Consider the following 13,977-nt stretch of genomic DNA (forward strand, 5'->3'; position numbering starts at 1 on the left):
GAGGCTTACGCCGCGATCGGGTGAAGGGTTTCTTCGCCCTTGCTCCAGTTGCAGGGGCAGAGCTCGTCAGTCTGCAGCGCGTCGAGGACGCGCAGGGTCTCCTGCGGATTGCGGCCGACGTTCAGGCCGTTAACCGTCACGTGCTGGATCACATTGTCGGGGTCGACAATGAAGGTCGCGCGGTAAGCGACGTGCTCATCCTTATCGAGAATGCCCAGCGCTTCGGCCAGCTTGGCGCCGTTATCGGCAACCCAGGGGAAATCCGCCTGGGCCAGCTCCGGATCGGAGCGCCGCCATGCAAAATGGACGTGCGCGGTGTCGGTCGAGGCGCCGATCAGCTCGGCGTCGCGATCCGCGAAATCGCCCTTCAGACTGCCATAGCCGACAATCTCGGTCGGGCAGACGAAGGTGAAATCCTTCGGCCAGTAGAACAGGATCTTCCACTTGCCGTTGGTCTGGCCAAGGTCGATCGTTTCGCCGGCGGGAAGCGCCGAAGTGCCCTGCTGGACGGGAAGGGTGAGTGCGGGAAGCTTGTCGCCAACGGTCAGCATGGTTTCGTCTCCTTGTGTTTGAACCTGCAAGGCGGGCACGACTCGTCGTTCCCGCTCAACGCTGGCCGATATAGGGGCTGGCACAAATCGATCCAATAGATTATTCAATCCCTATTGATCGACTGGGACGATGTGGTGAGCAGCACCTACCTGCCGACGCTGAAGCAACTGCAGTATCTCGTCGCCCTGCACGACTATGGCCATTTCGGCCGCGCCGCCGACGCCTGTTTCGTCACGCAATCCACACTGTCGGCCGGGCTGCGCGAACTCGAATCGCTTATCGGCATCACACTGGTCGAACGCACCCGCCGGGTGGTTCGTTTCACGCCGACAGGCGAGAAGATCGCGGAAAAGGCCCGGCGGGTGCTCCGCGAGGCAGAGGAGCTGGCCGATCTCGCCCGAGCCGCCGGCAAGCCGCTGTCCGGCGAAATGCGGATGAGCGTGATCCCGACGATCGCGCCGTTCCTGCTGCCGCGCATCCTGCCGCACATCCGCAAGGAGCGGCCGGAGCTGAAGCTCTATCTGCGCGAGGAGCCGAGCGCGGCGGCCTGCGAGTCGCTGAGCCGCGGCGGCGCCGACTGCGTGCTGCTCGCGCTCCCCTATGCCTGCGGCGACGTCGATTGCGAGGTGCTGCTCGAGGACCAGCTGATGGTCGCCTTTCCGCAAGAAGACGGCGCGCCGCCCGAGCATGTCACGGCCGATCTGATCGACCCGGAAAAGCTGCTGTTGCTGGAAGACGGCCACTGCCTCCGCGACCACGCGCTTGCCGCCTGCAACCGGCCGGAACTGCGCGCGCACGCGACGATGCTCGGCACCTCGCTGCACACGCTGGTGCAGATGGTCGACAACGGGCTGGGCGTGACCATGCTGCCCGAAATGGCCCTCGATGCCGGCATTCTCGACCACACCCGCATCGTAGCGCGCCCGCTGGAAGGCGAGCATACCGCCCGCGAGATCGCGCTCATCTGGCGCAGGAACAGCCCGCGGGAAAAGGACTTTCGGCTGCTGGCGGACCTGCTGCGGAGCGCTGCGCGCTAGCGCCAGCGCTCCGCCGCGTCGTCATCGGCGGCGCGGGCCTCGACCCAAGATGCTTCCTCGCCGCGTGTCTCGCGCTTCCAGAACGGCGCGTCGGTCTTCAGCCGGTCGATCAGATAGGCGCAGGCGTCGAGCGCGTCGCGGCGGTGCGGGGCGCAGGCGGCGACAAGGACGATGCGCTCGCCCCGGCGCAGCGGCCCGACGCGGTGAATGATCGTCGCGCCGAGCAGCGACCAGCGCGCCGCCGCTTCCTCGGCCAATCGACGGAGCGCGGCTTCCGTCATCCCCGGATAATGCTCGAGCGTCAGCGTCTCGACGGCATCGTCGCCGCGGACCAGCCCCACAAAGCTGGCGATCGCGCCGCCGCCGAGCGCCTCGAGCGGCGCCAAAGCAGCATCGATCGAGAACGGCGCCTGCCGGACGGCGACCGCGATCATCCGCCCGTCACCGGCGGAAAGAAGGCCACCTCCCGCGCGCCCGCGATGGACGCGTCGAGATCGGCGAATTCCTGGTCGATCGCGACCCGGATGCGGGCGAGGTCGGACAGGGCGGCGCGATGGCCGGGACTGCGCTCCGCAAGCCAGGCCGCCAGCGCGCGCGGGGTCGCCACCGCCTGCGGCAGATCGACCGCTTCTTCGCTGGCCCCGATCCGCTCCCGCACCCAAGCAAAATAGAGAATCGTCAGCGTCATCAGTCCATGTGCTTCAGGCCGACGCGCAGATAGTCCCAGCCGGTGATCAGGGTCAGCACCGCCGCCGCCCAGAGCGAGATGCGCCCGACGCCGTGGATCCAGACCTGGTCCGGCAGCGCGCCGGCCAGGATCAGCGCACCCAGGGAGACCATCTGGAACGTCGTCTTCCACTTGGCGAGCTTGCTGACCGGCACCGACACGCTGAGCTGCGCCAGGAACTCGCGCAGGCCGGAGACCGCGATTTCGCGCAGCAGGATGATCAGCGCGGGGATCACGTCCCAGCCGTGAATCATCGGATGATTTTGCGGCCCGCCCTCGGTCGAGATCAGCATGACGATCACCGCGCCAACCATGATCTTGTCGGCGATCGGATCGAGGAACACGCCGAGCTTCGACACCGTCCCCTGCGCGCGGGCCAGGTAGCCGTCCAGGTAATCGGTGATGCCGACGATGCAGTAGAGCACGAATCCAAAGCCGAAGCCGACCCGCCAGCCGGGATACCAGAGCAGGAACACGAGGATCGGCACCGCGAAGATGCGGGACAGGGTCAGCAGGTTCGGCAGCGTCAGCATTCGCCAGAATGCTTAGCGGGCAATCCGGGCGAGGGTCCAGACCCATGCACCCTAACCTCCCCTTCCCGTTCCGCGCCTTTGCCGGTAAAGCCTCACGCGGTTTCAACGGTTACGGCCCACCGCACCTCATGCAGACTTCGATGCGGCTCCTTGGCCGTCGGCGCTTCCTGCCGATTTTCACGACGCAGTTTCTCGGCGCGTTCAACGACAATCTGTTCAAGACCTCGATGGTGCTGTTTGCGACCTATCAGGTCTATTCGGACCCGAAGGTCGAAACCCAGTTCAATGCGCTGGCGACCGGGCTGTTCATCCTTCCCTTCTTCCTGCTTTCCGCGCTGTCCGGGCAGCTCGCCGACACGCGCGACAAGGCCGGCATCGTGCGGATCGTCAAGACGGCCGAGATCGGGATCATGGTCGCCGGCGGCGCGGGGCTGCTGCTGCCGTCGATTCCGCTGATGCTGGCAGCGGTGCTCGCGATGGGCGTGCATTCGACCTTTTTCGGGCCGATCAAATACGCGATCCTGCCGCAGCATCTGGAACCGGACGAAGTGCTGGGCGGCACCGGCCTGGTCGAGGCGGGAACCTATATCTCAATCCTGGCCGGCACGATCCTGGCAGGTTTCATATCGCCCAAGGAAGCGACGATGATCGTGCTGGGCGTCGCGCTGCTCGGCTGGTTCGCCGGCCGCCAGGTGCCGCCGGCCCCGCCGCTTCATGAGGAACATACGTTCGACTGGCATATCGTCCGCGCCTCGGTGCGGCTGGTGAACGCGACGATGCACATCCCGCGCCTGTTCCTGGCGATCTGTGCGATCAGCTTTTTCTGGACAATCGGCGCGGTGCTGATCATCGAATTTCCGCCGCTGGTGAAGAACGTGCTCACGTCGGATCAGCAAGTGGCGAGTCTGTTCCTTGCCGTATTTTCGGTCGGCGTCGCGATCGGATCGGTCGCGATCAACCGGCTGCTCAAGGGCCAGGTCTCGGCCCGCTACGCGCCCGGCAGCGTGATCGCGATGGCGGGCTTCATCCTGCTGCTCTACGCCGTCGCGCGGAGCTGGATCGGCGACCATCCCGGCCAGCTTTACGACATCCATGAATTCGTCCGCCACCCGTCGGCGCTGGTGCTGCTGATCGCGCTCTTGGGCGTGGCGGTGACGGGCGGCATGTTCGTGGTGCCGCTCTATGCGTTCCTCACCACCACCGTGGACAAGGACCAGACCGCGCGGACGGTTGCGGCCAACAATATCGTCAATTCAGGCGCAATGGTCGTCGGCTCGCTGCTCGCCTTCACGCTCAGCGCACTCGGCGTGCTCGCGGTCGACCAGCTGCTGATGGTCACGGGCATGTGCTTCGTGTCGGCCTGGCTAGCCTGGAAGCTCCACCTCGCCTGCGATTGATCTCCGGAAGAGTTCTGGGCGGCGTTGACGAGTGCCCGCGTATCGGGGCGGTGGCCGATCGCCGACGTCTCCTTCCGCCCCATTGCGGACATCGCTGCGGTCCGGCAGTTTGCGCGCATGACCGCCAAGAAGCGGCTGATCGCCGCCTACCTGTTTATACCCGCAAGCTTAGCGGTGGCTTTGCTTGCCCTTCCGCAAGGGTGGCAGCAGCTTGCCTTTGTAGGGCCGCTCGTGGGTGCCGGTTATGCGTTCAGCATAATCCAGTCCCGCCGATCCTGTGGGCATGGGCCGCTTAGCCTTGGGCCGGGCCGTATTTTCTGGCCTTGGCCATTTGACTGCCCCACATGCGGCGCTGCGCCCGACTGATATCGAACGTCCGCCCCCGCTTAGCGGATATTGCCAGTCCCGCAGCAGTCAGCCGAACAGGCCGTAGATCGCGACGAAGAACGCGGTGAAGCTCACCGCGAACAGGCGAAGATCGTGGCGATCGTCGCGCACGGCTTCGATCGCCTGCATGGAGGGACGGGGAAGCCTTTGGCGAAACGGGTGTCGCGCGGCTTCGTTGCTGAGGACAAGTCTGCGTTTCATGACGAGCATGTTAACGTTTCGTTTACGTTTCTGTCTCGCGCCGAAGGTGGTTAAATTCTGTTTCAGATCAGGACGCTTTGACAAGGCTGGACAGGCTCGTTGTCTCTGCCCAGAACGAGGCCATGCGGGCCAATATCAAGGACGTGTCCAAAGCTGCGGGGGTCTCGATCAAGACGGTTTCCCGCGTCATCAACAACGAGCGCTATGTCCGCCCCGCCACGCGCGCACGGGTCGAGGAAGCGATGGCGGCGCTGGGCTTCCAGCCGAGCCAGGCGGCGCGCGCGCTGGCCGGCGGCAAATCGTTCCAGATCGCGCTGGTCTGCTCGAATCCCGGCCCTTACTATCTGCACGGCCTGATCGCCGGCCTGCGCGGACGCTGTGCTGCCGAGGGCGTGCGGCTGATCGTCCACGCCTATGAAGTCGAAGCGGACGAACTGGGCGCCGATGTGCTCACCTTTTTTCGCCAGATGGGGTTCGACGGCGCGATCCTGACGCCGCCGATCGTCGACAACGAGCCGGTGCTGGACGAGCTCGATCGTGCGGGGACGCCCTATGTGCGCATCTCTCCCGGGGTGCAGCCGGAGCGGAGCGCGTCGGTGGCGATCGACAATGAAGGCGCCGCCCGCGCCATGACGCGCCGCCTGATCGCGCTCGGCCATCGCCGCATCGGTTTCGTCGTGGGCCACAGGAGTTTTGCGGTCAGCAATCAGCGCCTGTCCGGCTATCTGGACGCGCTGCGCGAGGCGGGCATCCCGCTCGACCTGAGCCTGGTGCAGCAAGGATGGTTCGACTTTCGGTCCGGCCAGGCCGCGGCCGAGGAATTGCTCGCGCTGCCGGACGCGCCGACCGCCATCTTCGCCAGCAGCGACGACATGGCGGCGGGCATGCTCAGCGTCGCCCACCAGCGCAGGATCAGGGTTCCCGACCAGCTTTCGATTGCGGGCTTCGACGACACGGATCTCGCCAAGCTCGTTTGGCCGCCCCTCACGACGATGCGCCAACCGATCCGCGCGATGGCGGAGCGCGCGGCCGAATTGCTCTTTTCCGGCACCGCGGAACAGGTCGTGTTGCAATCGGAGCTGATCGAGCGCGCCTCGACCGCGCCGCGCTGGGGTTAGTGCGCGGGCTGCAGCACCTGGCCTGACCCGACGCCCTCCAGCGGCAGGCGGGGCAGCAGCAGCTGGATCGCGGCGAACGCGAGCAGATAGGAAAAGCCGGCGAACAGGAACAGCGGCAGGTAACCGAGCCCGGCGCCTAGCACGAGTCCTGCGACCTTGGCGATGACCATGCCGCCGATATTGCCCGCAAAGGCGCCGAAGCTCGTCACCCGGCCGACCTTCTCCGGCGGCGACACGTCGGCGATCAGCGTGAACAGGCTCGACGAAAAGCCCTGGTGCGCGGCCATGACAAGGCCGAGCAGCGCGACCGCCAGCCAATAGTCATGCGCCAGGTCTGCGAATGGCAGGGGCGTCGCGAACAGCGCCGCGACGAGGAGCGCGCCTTTGCGGACGCGTTCGAGGCTATGGCCGGCGGCGATCATCCGGGTCGTGATCGTCCCGGCGATCACCGCGCCGAGGGCCGCGCATGTGTAGGCGATTGCGAGCGGCGGCCCAAGCGCGACGCCGGACAGGCCGAAGCTGCGGTGAAAGAAATCCGGCATCCAGAACAGCATCAGCCACCAGGTCGCGTCGGACAGGAATTTGGCGATGGCGATCGCCCAGCTTCGCCGTTCCGTGAGAATGCTGCGGCCGCGTCCCGTCGCCGGACGGTCGCCCGGATCGTCATGGTCGCCCTGGAAGTGCAGCCCGCGCGCGGCGACGACCCAGAGCAACGACCAGACCAGGCCCAGCACGCCGCCCAGCAGGAACGCCGCTCGCCAGCCCCAGGCGAGCGCCACGAACGGAATCAGCAGCGGCGTCACGATCGCGCCGAGGCTGCCCACCGCGTTCAGCAATCCATAGCCTTGCGACCGCTGCGCCGGCGGAAAGATCGCCGCGATCGTCTTAATCGCCGCCGGCGTGCCCATGGCCTCGGTCGCGCCAAGGCCGATTCGGCAGAGCACGAATTGGCCGAATGTACGGGCGACCGCATGCGCCATCGCCGCCACGCTCCAGAGCGCGACGCCGACCGGGTTGGCCCATTTGACGCCGAGCCGGTCGACGATCCAGCCAGTGAACAGGAACGCCACCGCCGCCGCGCCCTGGAACCAGGCGGCAAGCGTACCGTAATCATTGTCGCTCCAGCCGAGATCGCCGGCGATGTCCGGCTTCAGGACAGAGATGATCTGGCGATCGACCAGGTTCAGGATCGTGGCGCTGAGCGCGAGCGCGAACAGGAACCAGCGGCGGCCGCGGGAGAACGTCACGTCGGCATCAGCCGGTCGTCACCTGCTCGCCATTGCGCAAGATCGGGATCGCATTGCGTCGCAGGTGCCGGGTGCCGGGGTCGAGCATCGCCTCGGGCGTGTATTGCGCGAGGTAAACCCGCCGCGGCTTGCCCGATCGATTGGCGCCGGTCGCGTGCAGCGTCAGACTGGAAAAGGCGACCACGTCCCCTGCCCTGGCCTCCACGAGCTGCCCTTCCGATTGCGCGGGCGCGCCGACCAGGTCGTTGCTGCCGGGCTGGCGGTCGTGCGGCAAAATGCCGTTCCTGTGGCTGCCGGGAATCAGCCGCACCGTGCCGTTTTCCTGGTTTGCGTCGTCGAGCGGGCACCAGCAGGTGAGATAGGGCGCATGATCGGAAGGGCCGCCATTGCCGACGACATAGCCCGAATCCTGATGCCAGGAAAACGGCATGCCGCCTTCCGGCCCCTTCACGACATATTGGTCGAAGAAGAAATAGGCGTCGTCCCCCAGGGTCGCGCGGCAAATGTCGGCCATGACCCGGCTGAACAGCACCGAGCGCAGCTCAGGCGCGACGCGCTGGCACTCGTTGGCGAAATAGCGCTTGCCGCGATGGCTGATGCCCAGCGTGTCGACGCCAAGCGCATCCATACGCGCGTCCTCGCGGGCGACGAAGGCGTCGCATTCCCGCCGCAACAGCTGGAGCGCTTCCCCCGCCAGCGCGCCGGGGAACACGGCGAAGCCTTGCTCGGCGAACTGGCGGGATTGCTGCTCGAAGGTCACGACCGTCCTCAGTAATTGAGCCGCAGGTTCACGCCGAAATAACGATCCACGTCGCGCGGCAGCAGATAGCGGAAGCTGCCGCCCGGGCCGCCCGGCGTGATCAGGGTCGCATAGCTCTGGTCGGTCAGGTTGCGGCCGATGAAGTTGACCCGCCAGACCCCGTTCGGATCGACCAGCGCGATGTTGGCATCGAGAATCGCATAGCCGTCGATAGTGATCGCGCGACGCGTGACCGGGTTCGGCTCCAGCGACGAGACCTGGTCACTGGTGATCGAAAGCTGGCTGCCGAGTTCGATGTCGGCAAAGCCGCCGGTTTCGATCTTCCAGGTCGCGCCCAGATTGCCTTTCCACTTGGGCGCCAGCGGCAGCTGTTCGCCCTGGCGCGTGCTCGTGCCCGCAGGCGCGCCCGGCGGCACGTTGAAGCGATCGATGTGCGCGTCGGTGAAGGCGAGGCCGCCGTTCAACGTGAAGTTTCGGGTCGGACGGATCAGCGTGTCGATCTCGATGCCGCGCGTCGAAACGTCGCCGGCATTGGTCAGCTGCGTGATCACCGACCCGTTCAGGTTGACGAAGCTGTTCGCCTGGAAATTGTGATATTTGGCGTAGAACAGCGCCGTGTTCAGCGTGAAGGTTCCGTCCGCCGTCCGGTATTTGGAGCCGAGTTCGTAGGCGTCGGCCGTCTCCGCCGCGATCGGCGCGAGCTGACCGTCATTCTGGTTGAAGAAGACGTTGAATGCCGGCCCCTTATAGCCCTGGCTGTAGGTTCCGTAGAGCATCCAGTCGGGATTCACGTCGAACTGGGCGCCGGCCCGCCACGAGAAATCGTTATTGCTCGTGTGGAGCTGATAATTGGCGCCGGCATTGGCAAGGCCGGGGCCGCCGCCGTTCGTGGCCGGCGTGCGGCGGTTGAACGCGTCCACATTGTCGTGGGTGTAGCGGCCGCCGCCGATCAGCCGGAACCAGTCGGTGACGTTGTAGGTCAGGTTGCCGAAAAAGGCATAATTTTCGATGGTCGAGCCGAACGTGCCGACGGCGCTCGGGAACCGCAGCGTCGACGAGCCGGCGGCGCATGGCGCAAGCCCCGGCGCGACCGGCGGCAGCGTCGTCGCCGAACAGACGATGTCGTCACGCTCGAACGTCCGCTGCTGCTTCGCGTTGTAATAAAAGGCGCCCAGGACATATTCGAATTTCTGGTTGCCGGGCGAGGCGATCCGGACTTCCTGAGTAAACGTCTTCGACGGCTGCGGCCCGAAATCGTCGAGCTGGTTGCCGCCCGCGATGTTATACACCTTGTCGATGAAGTCGCCGTCGCGGACGCCGAAATTGCGGTATTTGCGATAGGCGGTGATCGACGTCAGCGTGCCGAGCGCGCCGACATCGAGATCGCCTTCTAGCGACACGCCCCAGCTCGTCTCGCGCGTTTCGGTGAGCGTGTTCTGGCGGATCTTCCGCGTCTCGTCCCCGCGCAGCTCGACGCCGTCCAGCGCCGCCGCGAGCGCGCCGGCCGGCGTGGTGCCGATCACTTCCGCGCAGCAATCGCTGTTCTGGTGGCGATAATCGCCGATCAGCGTGAAGCTGAGGCTCGGCGTCGCCTCTGCGACCACCATGCCGCGCACGCCCCAGCGCTCATAGCCGTTGACCGTCCGATTGAGCGTGATGTTGCGGACCATGCCGTCGTACCAGCCGTAATTGCCGGTGAAGCGGGTCTTGATGCTGTCGTTGATCGGCAGGTCGATCGCGCCGCGCAATTTGTATTCGTCGTCGGTGGTCGCCTGCCCTTCGACGAAACCGCCAAGCTCATTGCCCGGCCGCCGCGTGGTGATGCTGATCACGCCGGCCGACGCATTCTTGCCGAACAAGGTCCCCTGCGGCCCGCGCAGCACTTCGACCCGCTCGATGTCGTAGAGATCGCCGAAGGCCTCGCCGGAGCGCGCATAAGTTACGCCGTCGACTACGAAGCCGACGCTCGGCTCTGCCGCGATCGAGAAATTGATCGTGCCGACGCCGCGCAGGAACACCGACGAGTCGATCGTCGTCGCGCTGTCCTTGAAGTTGAGGCTGGGCACCAGCTGCTGGAGCGAGGTGATGTTGACGACGCCACGATTTTCGAGCTGCTCGCCGCTGACGACGCTGATCGCCGCCGGGACGCTCTGAAGATTTTCCTCGCGCTTCTGGGCGGTGACGACGATGTCGCCATAGCCGGCCTCGTCCGCCGCGGTCGGCGCCCCCGCCGTCGGGGCCGGCGCGGCATCCTGCGCAAGGGCCGGAGCCGCTGCGAAGGCCATCGCGATCAGGCTGGTGCTCAAGCAGAAACCGCGCATGTCAGATCCCCCAAACTGCTTTTTGATAGCGTTGTCATAAATCAGTAAGCAGATTTTGACGTCGGGCGAAAGCCCGGCGCGCACGAAGCTGGCATTTGGTGGGGGATTGTTGCGCGACTGCATCAGTCGCGGCGGCGGCGAATGCGCCGGCCGCCGGATCAGCGCCTCGTGTAGGGAACAAAATCGCCCAGGACGACGAAGCCCCGCTGGAAACGTGACGCACGGTCGATAAGGTTGACGGTATCGATCCGGCAAAGCTGCGAGCCGATCGTGCGGGTCGCGAGAATGTCGTCATCGTCGAGCCAATTCGCGCCGCTTTGCGGCCGATTGACATACAGCCTGCTGCCGATCCGGTAAACGATCGCGGTGCCGTCGATAATCTGGCTCGACTGGATATCGCGCAGATTGATGCAATGAACCGGCGTGCCCGGCACCCGATCCCCGATCATCTTGTCGAGCTGGGCCTCGGGCGATACCCGGGCACCGAAAGCGGGCGTGATCGCCGCGGCAGCAAGCGCGGCACCGATGATGAATCGCGAGATTTTGGCCATAATCACACCTCGTATTAGGTCACACCTGAACTCCGGCTGAGCGATTCAGCTCCGCACCTCGTCCAGGGTCACGGCGCGCTTCTCTCTTGCGCTGAGTTCGGCGGCGGCGCCGATTTCGACCGCCCGCAGCCCGTCCTCGGCGGTGACGATCACCGGCCCCTCCCCGCGCACCGCGGCGTTGAAGGCCTGGTGCTGGTAATAGGTCGAGCCGTGATGCTGGCCGACCGCCAGCGCGGTCTCGTCGACGGACACATGCTCGCGCGTCACCTGCTTGGGATTCATGAAGCCGACGCGGGGGCTGAAGACGAGCGAGCCTTCGGGGATCAGCACGTCCAGGCGCGCCTTGTCGCCGACAGCGGTGATTTCCTCCTGGTTCTCGGCGCCGTCCGCGAACATCGACAGGTCGAGCAGCGCACGCACGCCATTCTCGAAATCGACGGTGGTAAAGCTGTTGTCGATGATGTCCGGCTTTTCGCCGTCATAACGCTCATCCTGATGATTAACGTCCATCGCACCCGAGCAATAGACGCGCACCGCCTCCGACTGCACGATCAGCCGCATCAGGTCGAAGAAGTGGCAGCATTTCTCGACCATCGTGCCGCCGGTATTTCGGGAAAAGCGGTTCCAGTCGCCGACCTTGGGCAGGAACGGGAAGCGGTGCTCGCGGATGGACAGCATCTGCAGCTTCCCCGTTCGCCCGCCATGCACCTGTTCGATGAACTTCGCCGCCGGCGGCATGAAGCGGTATTCCATCGCCGTCCAGAACACCTCCGGGCGCTGAGCTGCCCGCTCGGCGATCCAGCGCGCGTCGGCAACGGTGGTCGCCAGCGGCTTCTCGCACAGGATGTGAACAGGCGCATCCATCAGCGGCTCGAGCACGGCGCGATGCGTGTAGTTGGGGCTGGCGATGATCACCGCGTCGACTTCGCCTGAGCGGACCATCGCCTCACCGCTCTCGAACGCCTTCGGGTTGCTCCAGCCTTCCGATGCGGTGCGGGCCCAATCGAGCGAGGTCGGCACGGGATCGTAGATGGCCGTCAGCTCGGCGCCGGGCGTCACGCGAAGATTCTGGATGTGCTCGACACCCATCATCCCGGTTCCGATCAAGCCATAGCGAACTCTGCTTCCCATTTCCGATCCCTTCGTGCCATATGACAGCGATGACATATCTGCCCTTCTCACCCGATCCGAGGCCGCTCGGCAAGAGCGGGATCATGGTTTCGCCGATCGCCTGGGGCATGTGGCGCTTCGCCGGCGACGACGTAAACGCCGCGCGCCGCAAGGTGGAAGCGGCCGTCGATGCCGGCGTGACGCTGTTCGACACGGCCGACATCTACGGGCCCGATAATGGCGAGCGATTCGGCGCCGCCGAGTCGCTGCTGGGAAGGGTGTTCGCCGAGTCGCCCGGTCTCCGCGCGCGGATGGTGCTCGCGACCAAGGGCGGCATCGTCATCGGCACGCCGTATGATTCCGGCGCCGCGTATCTGGAACAGGCAATCGACGCCTCGCTGAAGCGCCTGGGCGTCGAGCATGTCGACCTGTGGCAGATTCATCGTCCGGACATTCTGGCGCACCCGCAGGAAGTCGCGCGCGCTCTGGAAAAGGCGCAGGCGGCGGGCAAGATTTCAGCCGTCGGGGTGTCGAACTTCACGACGTGGCAGACGGCGGCGCTGCAGCAGTTCCTGACGATTCCGATCGCCAGCACTCAGCCTGAATTCTCCGCGTTGGCGCTCGACCCGATCCGCTCGGGCCTGCTCGACCAGGCGATGACCATGGACCTGGCCGTGCTCGCCTGGTCGCCGCTCGCGCGAGGAACGCTGATGGAGCCGCGCGATGCCCGCTCGCTGGAGGTTGCGGCACTGTTCGACCGCAAGGCCGCCGAGTTCGGCGTCGATCGCAGCGCGGCCGCGCTCAGCTGGATCATGGCGCACCCGGCGCGGCCGATCCCGATCGTCGGCACTCAGCGGCCGGACCGAATCGCGCTGATTCCGCAGGCGCTCGAGCCGCGCTGGACGCGGGCCGAATGGTATGCGGTGCTGCAAGCTTCAATGGGGGAAAAACTGCCGTGACGGGGCAATGCGAAATCAGCTGGTTCTCGGCGCTCTGCGACGATGACTATGAATTCCTGGGTGTGCCGGACCCCATGCTCCGATCGAGCTGGGAGCATTGCCGGGACATCGTGCTGACGGCGGAAACCGGCGGCTTCGACAATATCCTGCTGCCTTCCGGTTACGCGCTGGGCATCGACACGACAGCCTTCGCCGCCGCGATCGCGACGCTGGTCCGCCGCATCCGGCTGCTGATGGCGGTCCGGGTCGGCGAAAGCTGGCCGCCGCAGCTCGCGCGCCAGATTGCGACCATCGATCGCACCCTGGGCGGGCGGCTGACGGTCAACATCATTTCATCCGAAATGCCCGGCGAATCGCTGCCGTCGGCGCCGCGCTACGCCCGCACCGTCGAGGTGATGAAAATCCTGAAGACGATGCTGAACGGCGAGCCGCTCGATCATGACGGTGAGTTCTGGAAGCTGAAGCTCGATCCGCCGCGGGTCGGCACGGTCTCGGGCAAGTGCCCGCCGCTCTATTTCGGCGGTCTCTCACCGGATGCGCGGGATGCCGCCGCGCAGGGCTGCGACGTCTATCTGATGTGGCCCGACCGCGAAGAAGCGGTGCGCGATATCATCGCCGACATGCGCGCGCGCGCCGCCAGCTATGGCCGCACGCTGCGCTTCGGCTACCGCGCGCATGTGATCGTTCGCGACACCGAGGATGAGGCGCGCGCCTATGCCCGGCGGTTGCTGTCGAAGCTCGATGCCGAGACCGGCGCCGCAATTCGCCAGAAGTCGCTCGACTCGACCTCGGTCGGCGTGACCGCCCAGGCCGCGCTGCGCGATGCCGCGGACGATGAAGGCTTTGTCGAGGACGGGCTGTGGACCGGCATCGGCCGCGCCCGCTCCGGCTGCGGCGCGGCGATCGTCGGCGACCCCGACCAGGTGCTGGCAAAGCTGCGGCGCTATCAGGACATGGGGATCGAGGCGTTCATCCTCTCAGGCTATCCGCATCAGGCGGAGGCCGACCTGTTCGCGCGTCATGTGCTGCCGCGGATCGCGCACGGGCCGCTGACTTAAAGCTCCTCCCCGGAACGGG

At 65.8% G+C, this 13,977-nt stretch carries 14 protein-coding genes; 5 read left to right on the forward strand and 9 right to left on the reverse strand.

Annotated features, from left to right (window positions below; genetic code table 11):
* Nucleotides 1-5 precede the first annotated feature (5 nt).
* The gene (locus tag SCH01S_RS07235) at nucleotides 6-551 is read right to left on the reverse strand and encodes a peroxiredoxin (RefSeq protein WP_046348100.1); all 546 of its coding nucleotides are present in this window, start codon (nucleotides 549-551) and stop codon (nucleotides 6-8) included.
* Between the two features lie 135 nt (nucleotides 552-686).
* Here SCH01S_RS07235 and SCH01S_RS07240 point away from each other — a divergent pair, with 135 nt between their 5' ends.
* Nucleotides 687-1,589: a hydrogen peroxide-inducible genes activator gene (locus SCH01S_RS07240; protein WP_046348143.1), complete on the forward strand. Its 903-nt coding sequence runs from the start codon at nucleotides 687-689 to the stop codon at nucleotides 1,587-1,589.
* Here the strand turns inward: SCH01S_RS07240 and SCH01S_RS07245 are convergent.
* Genes SCH01S_RS07245 through pgsA form a run of 3 tightly spaced genes read right to left on the reverse strand, consistent with a single transcriptional unit; the run spans nucleotide 1,586 to nucleotide 2,849 of the window.
* Nucleotides 1,586-2,023, reverse strand: a complete 438-nt coding sequence (locus SCH01S_RS07245; protein ID WP_046348101.1) for a molybdenum cofactor biosynthesis protein MoaE — start codon at nucleotides 2,021-2,023, stop codon at nucleotides 1,586-1,588. The two genes, SCH01S_RS07240 and SCH01S_RS07245, sit on opposite strands and share 4 nt — an antisense overlap.
* Complete coding sequence (gene moaD, locus SCH01S_RS07250; protein ID WP_046348102.1) at nucleotides 2,020-2,277, reverse strand: molybdopterin converting factor subunit 1; 258 nt, start codon at nucleotides 2,275-2,277, stop codon at nucleotides 2,020-2,022. Before moaD ends, SCH01S_RS07245 begins: the two co-directional genes overlap by 4 nt.
* Complete coding sequence (gene pgsA / locus SCH01S_RS07255) at nucleotides 2,277-2,849, reverse strand: CDP-diacylglycerol--glycerol-3-phosphate 3-phosphatidyltransferase (RefSeq protein WP_046348103.1); 573 nt, start codon at nucleotides 2,847-2,849, stop codon at nucleotides 2,277-2,279. The genes moaD and pgsA overlap by 1 nt, the downstream gene beginning before the upstream one ends.
* A gap of 128 nt (nucleotides 2,850-2,977) precedes the next feature.
* Between pgsA and SCH01S_RS07260 the strand changes: the two genes are divergently transcribed.
* Together SCH01S_RS07260 and SCH01S_RS07270 are read left to right on the forward strand one after the other, a co-directional pair.
* Nucleotides 2,978-4,246, forward strand: a complete 1,269-nt coding sequence (locus tag SCH01S_RS07260; RefSeq protein ID WP_046348104.1) for an MFS transporter — start codon at nucleotides 2,978-2,980, stop codon at nucleotides 4,244-4,246.
* 710 nt (nucleotides 4,247-4,956) lie between these two features.
* A complete protein-coding gene (locus SCH01S_RS07270; RefSeq protein WP_046348106.1) occupies nucleotides 4,957-5,952 on the forward strand; it encodes a LacI family DNA-binding transcriptional regulator in 996 nt (331 codons plus the stop codon).
* Here SCH01S_RS07270 and SCH01S_RS07275 read toward each other — a convergent pair.
* The 5 genes from SCH01S_RS07275 to SCH01S_RS07295 all read right to left on the reverse strand — a co-directional run bounded on the left by SCH01S_RS07275 (nucleotide 5,949) and on the right by SCH01S_RS07295 (nucleotide 11,962).
* Nucleotides 5,949-7,199, reverse strand: a complete 1,251-nt coding sequence (locus SCH01S_RS07275; protein WP_046348107.1) for an MFS transporter — start codon at nucleotides 7,197-7,199, stop codon at nucleotides 5,949-5,951. The two genes, SCH01S_RS07270 and SCH01S_RS07275, sit on opposite strands and share 4 nt — an antisense overlap.
* Nucleotides 7,200-7,206: 7 nt before the next feature.
* The gene (locus SCH01S_RS07280; protein WP_052733835.1) at nucleotides 7,207-7,959 is read right to left on the reverse strand and encodes a phytanoyl-CoA dioxygenase family protein; all 753 of its coding nucleotides are present in this window, start codon (nucleotides 7,957-7,959) and stop codon (nucleotides 7,207-7,209) included.
* A gap of 8 nt (nucleotides 7,960-7,967) precedes the next feature.
* Nucleotides 7,968-10,280 carry a TonB-dependent receptor gene (locus tag SCH01S_RS07285; protein ID WP_046348144.1) on the reverse strand — a complete coding sequence of 771 codons (2,313 nt, stop codon included), beginning with the start codon at nucleotides 10,278-10,280 and terminating at the stop codon, nucleotides 7,968-7,970.
* Between the two features lie 158 nt (nucleotides 10,281-10,438).
* Complete coding sequence (locus SCH01S_RS07290; RefSeq protein ID WP_046348109.1) at nucleotides 10,439-10,831, reverse strand: hypothetical protein; 393 nt, start codon at nucleotides 10,829-10,831, stop codon at nucleotides 10,439-10,441.
* 45 nt (nucleotides 10,832-10,876) lie between these two features.
* Nucleotides 10,877-11,962 (reverse strand): Gfo/Idh/MocA family protein, encoded by a 1,086-nt coding sequence (locus SCH01S_RS07295; protein ID WP_046348145.1) that lies wholly within the window; start codon nucleotides 11,960-11,962, stop codon nucleotides 10,877-10,879.
* Between the two features lie 29 nt (nucleotides 11,963-11,991).
* Here SCH01S_RS07295 and SCH01S_RS07300 point away from each other — a divergent pair, with 29 nt between their 5' ends.
* Entirely contained in the window at nucleotides 11,992-12,900 is a 909-nt protein-coding gene (locus SCH01S_RS07300) for an aldo/keto reductase (protein ID WP_046348110.1), read from the forward strand.
* A complete protein-coding gene (locus SCH01S_RS07305; protein ID WP_046348111.1) occupies nucleotides 12,855-13,958 on the forward strand; it encodes an LLM class flavin-dependent oxidoreductase in 1,104 nt (367 codons plus the stop codon). Before SCH01S_RS07300 ends, SCH01S_RS07305 begins: the two co-directional genes overlap by 46 nt.
* Nucleotides 13,959-13,977: the final 19 nt, after the last annotated feature.

The sequence above is a fragment of the Sphingomonas changbaiensis NBRC 104936 genome, assembly GCF_000974765.1.
Lineage (GTDB): Bacteria > Pseudomonadota > Alphaproteobacteria > Sphingomonadales > Sphingomonadaceae > Sphingomonas_B > Sphingomonas_B changbaiensis.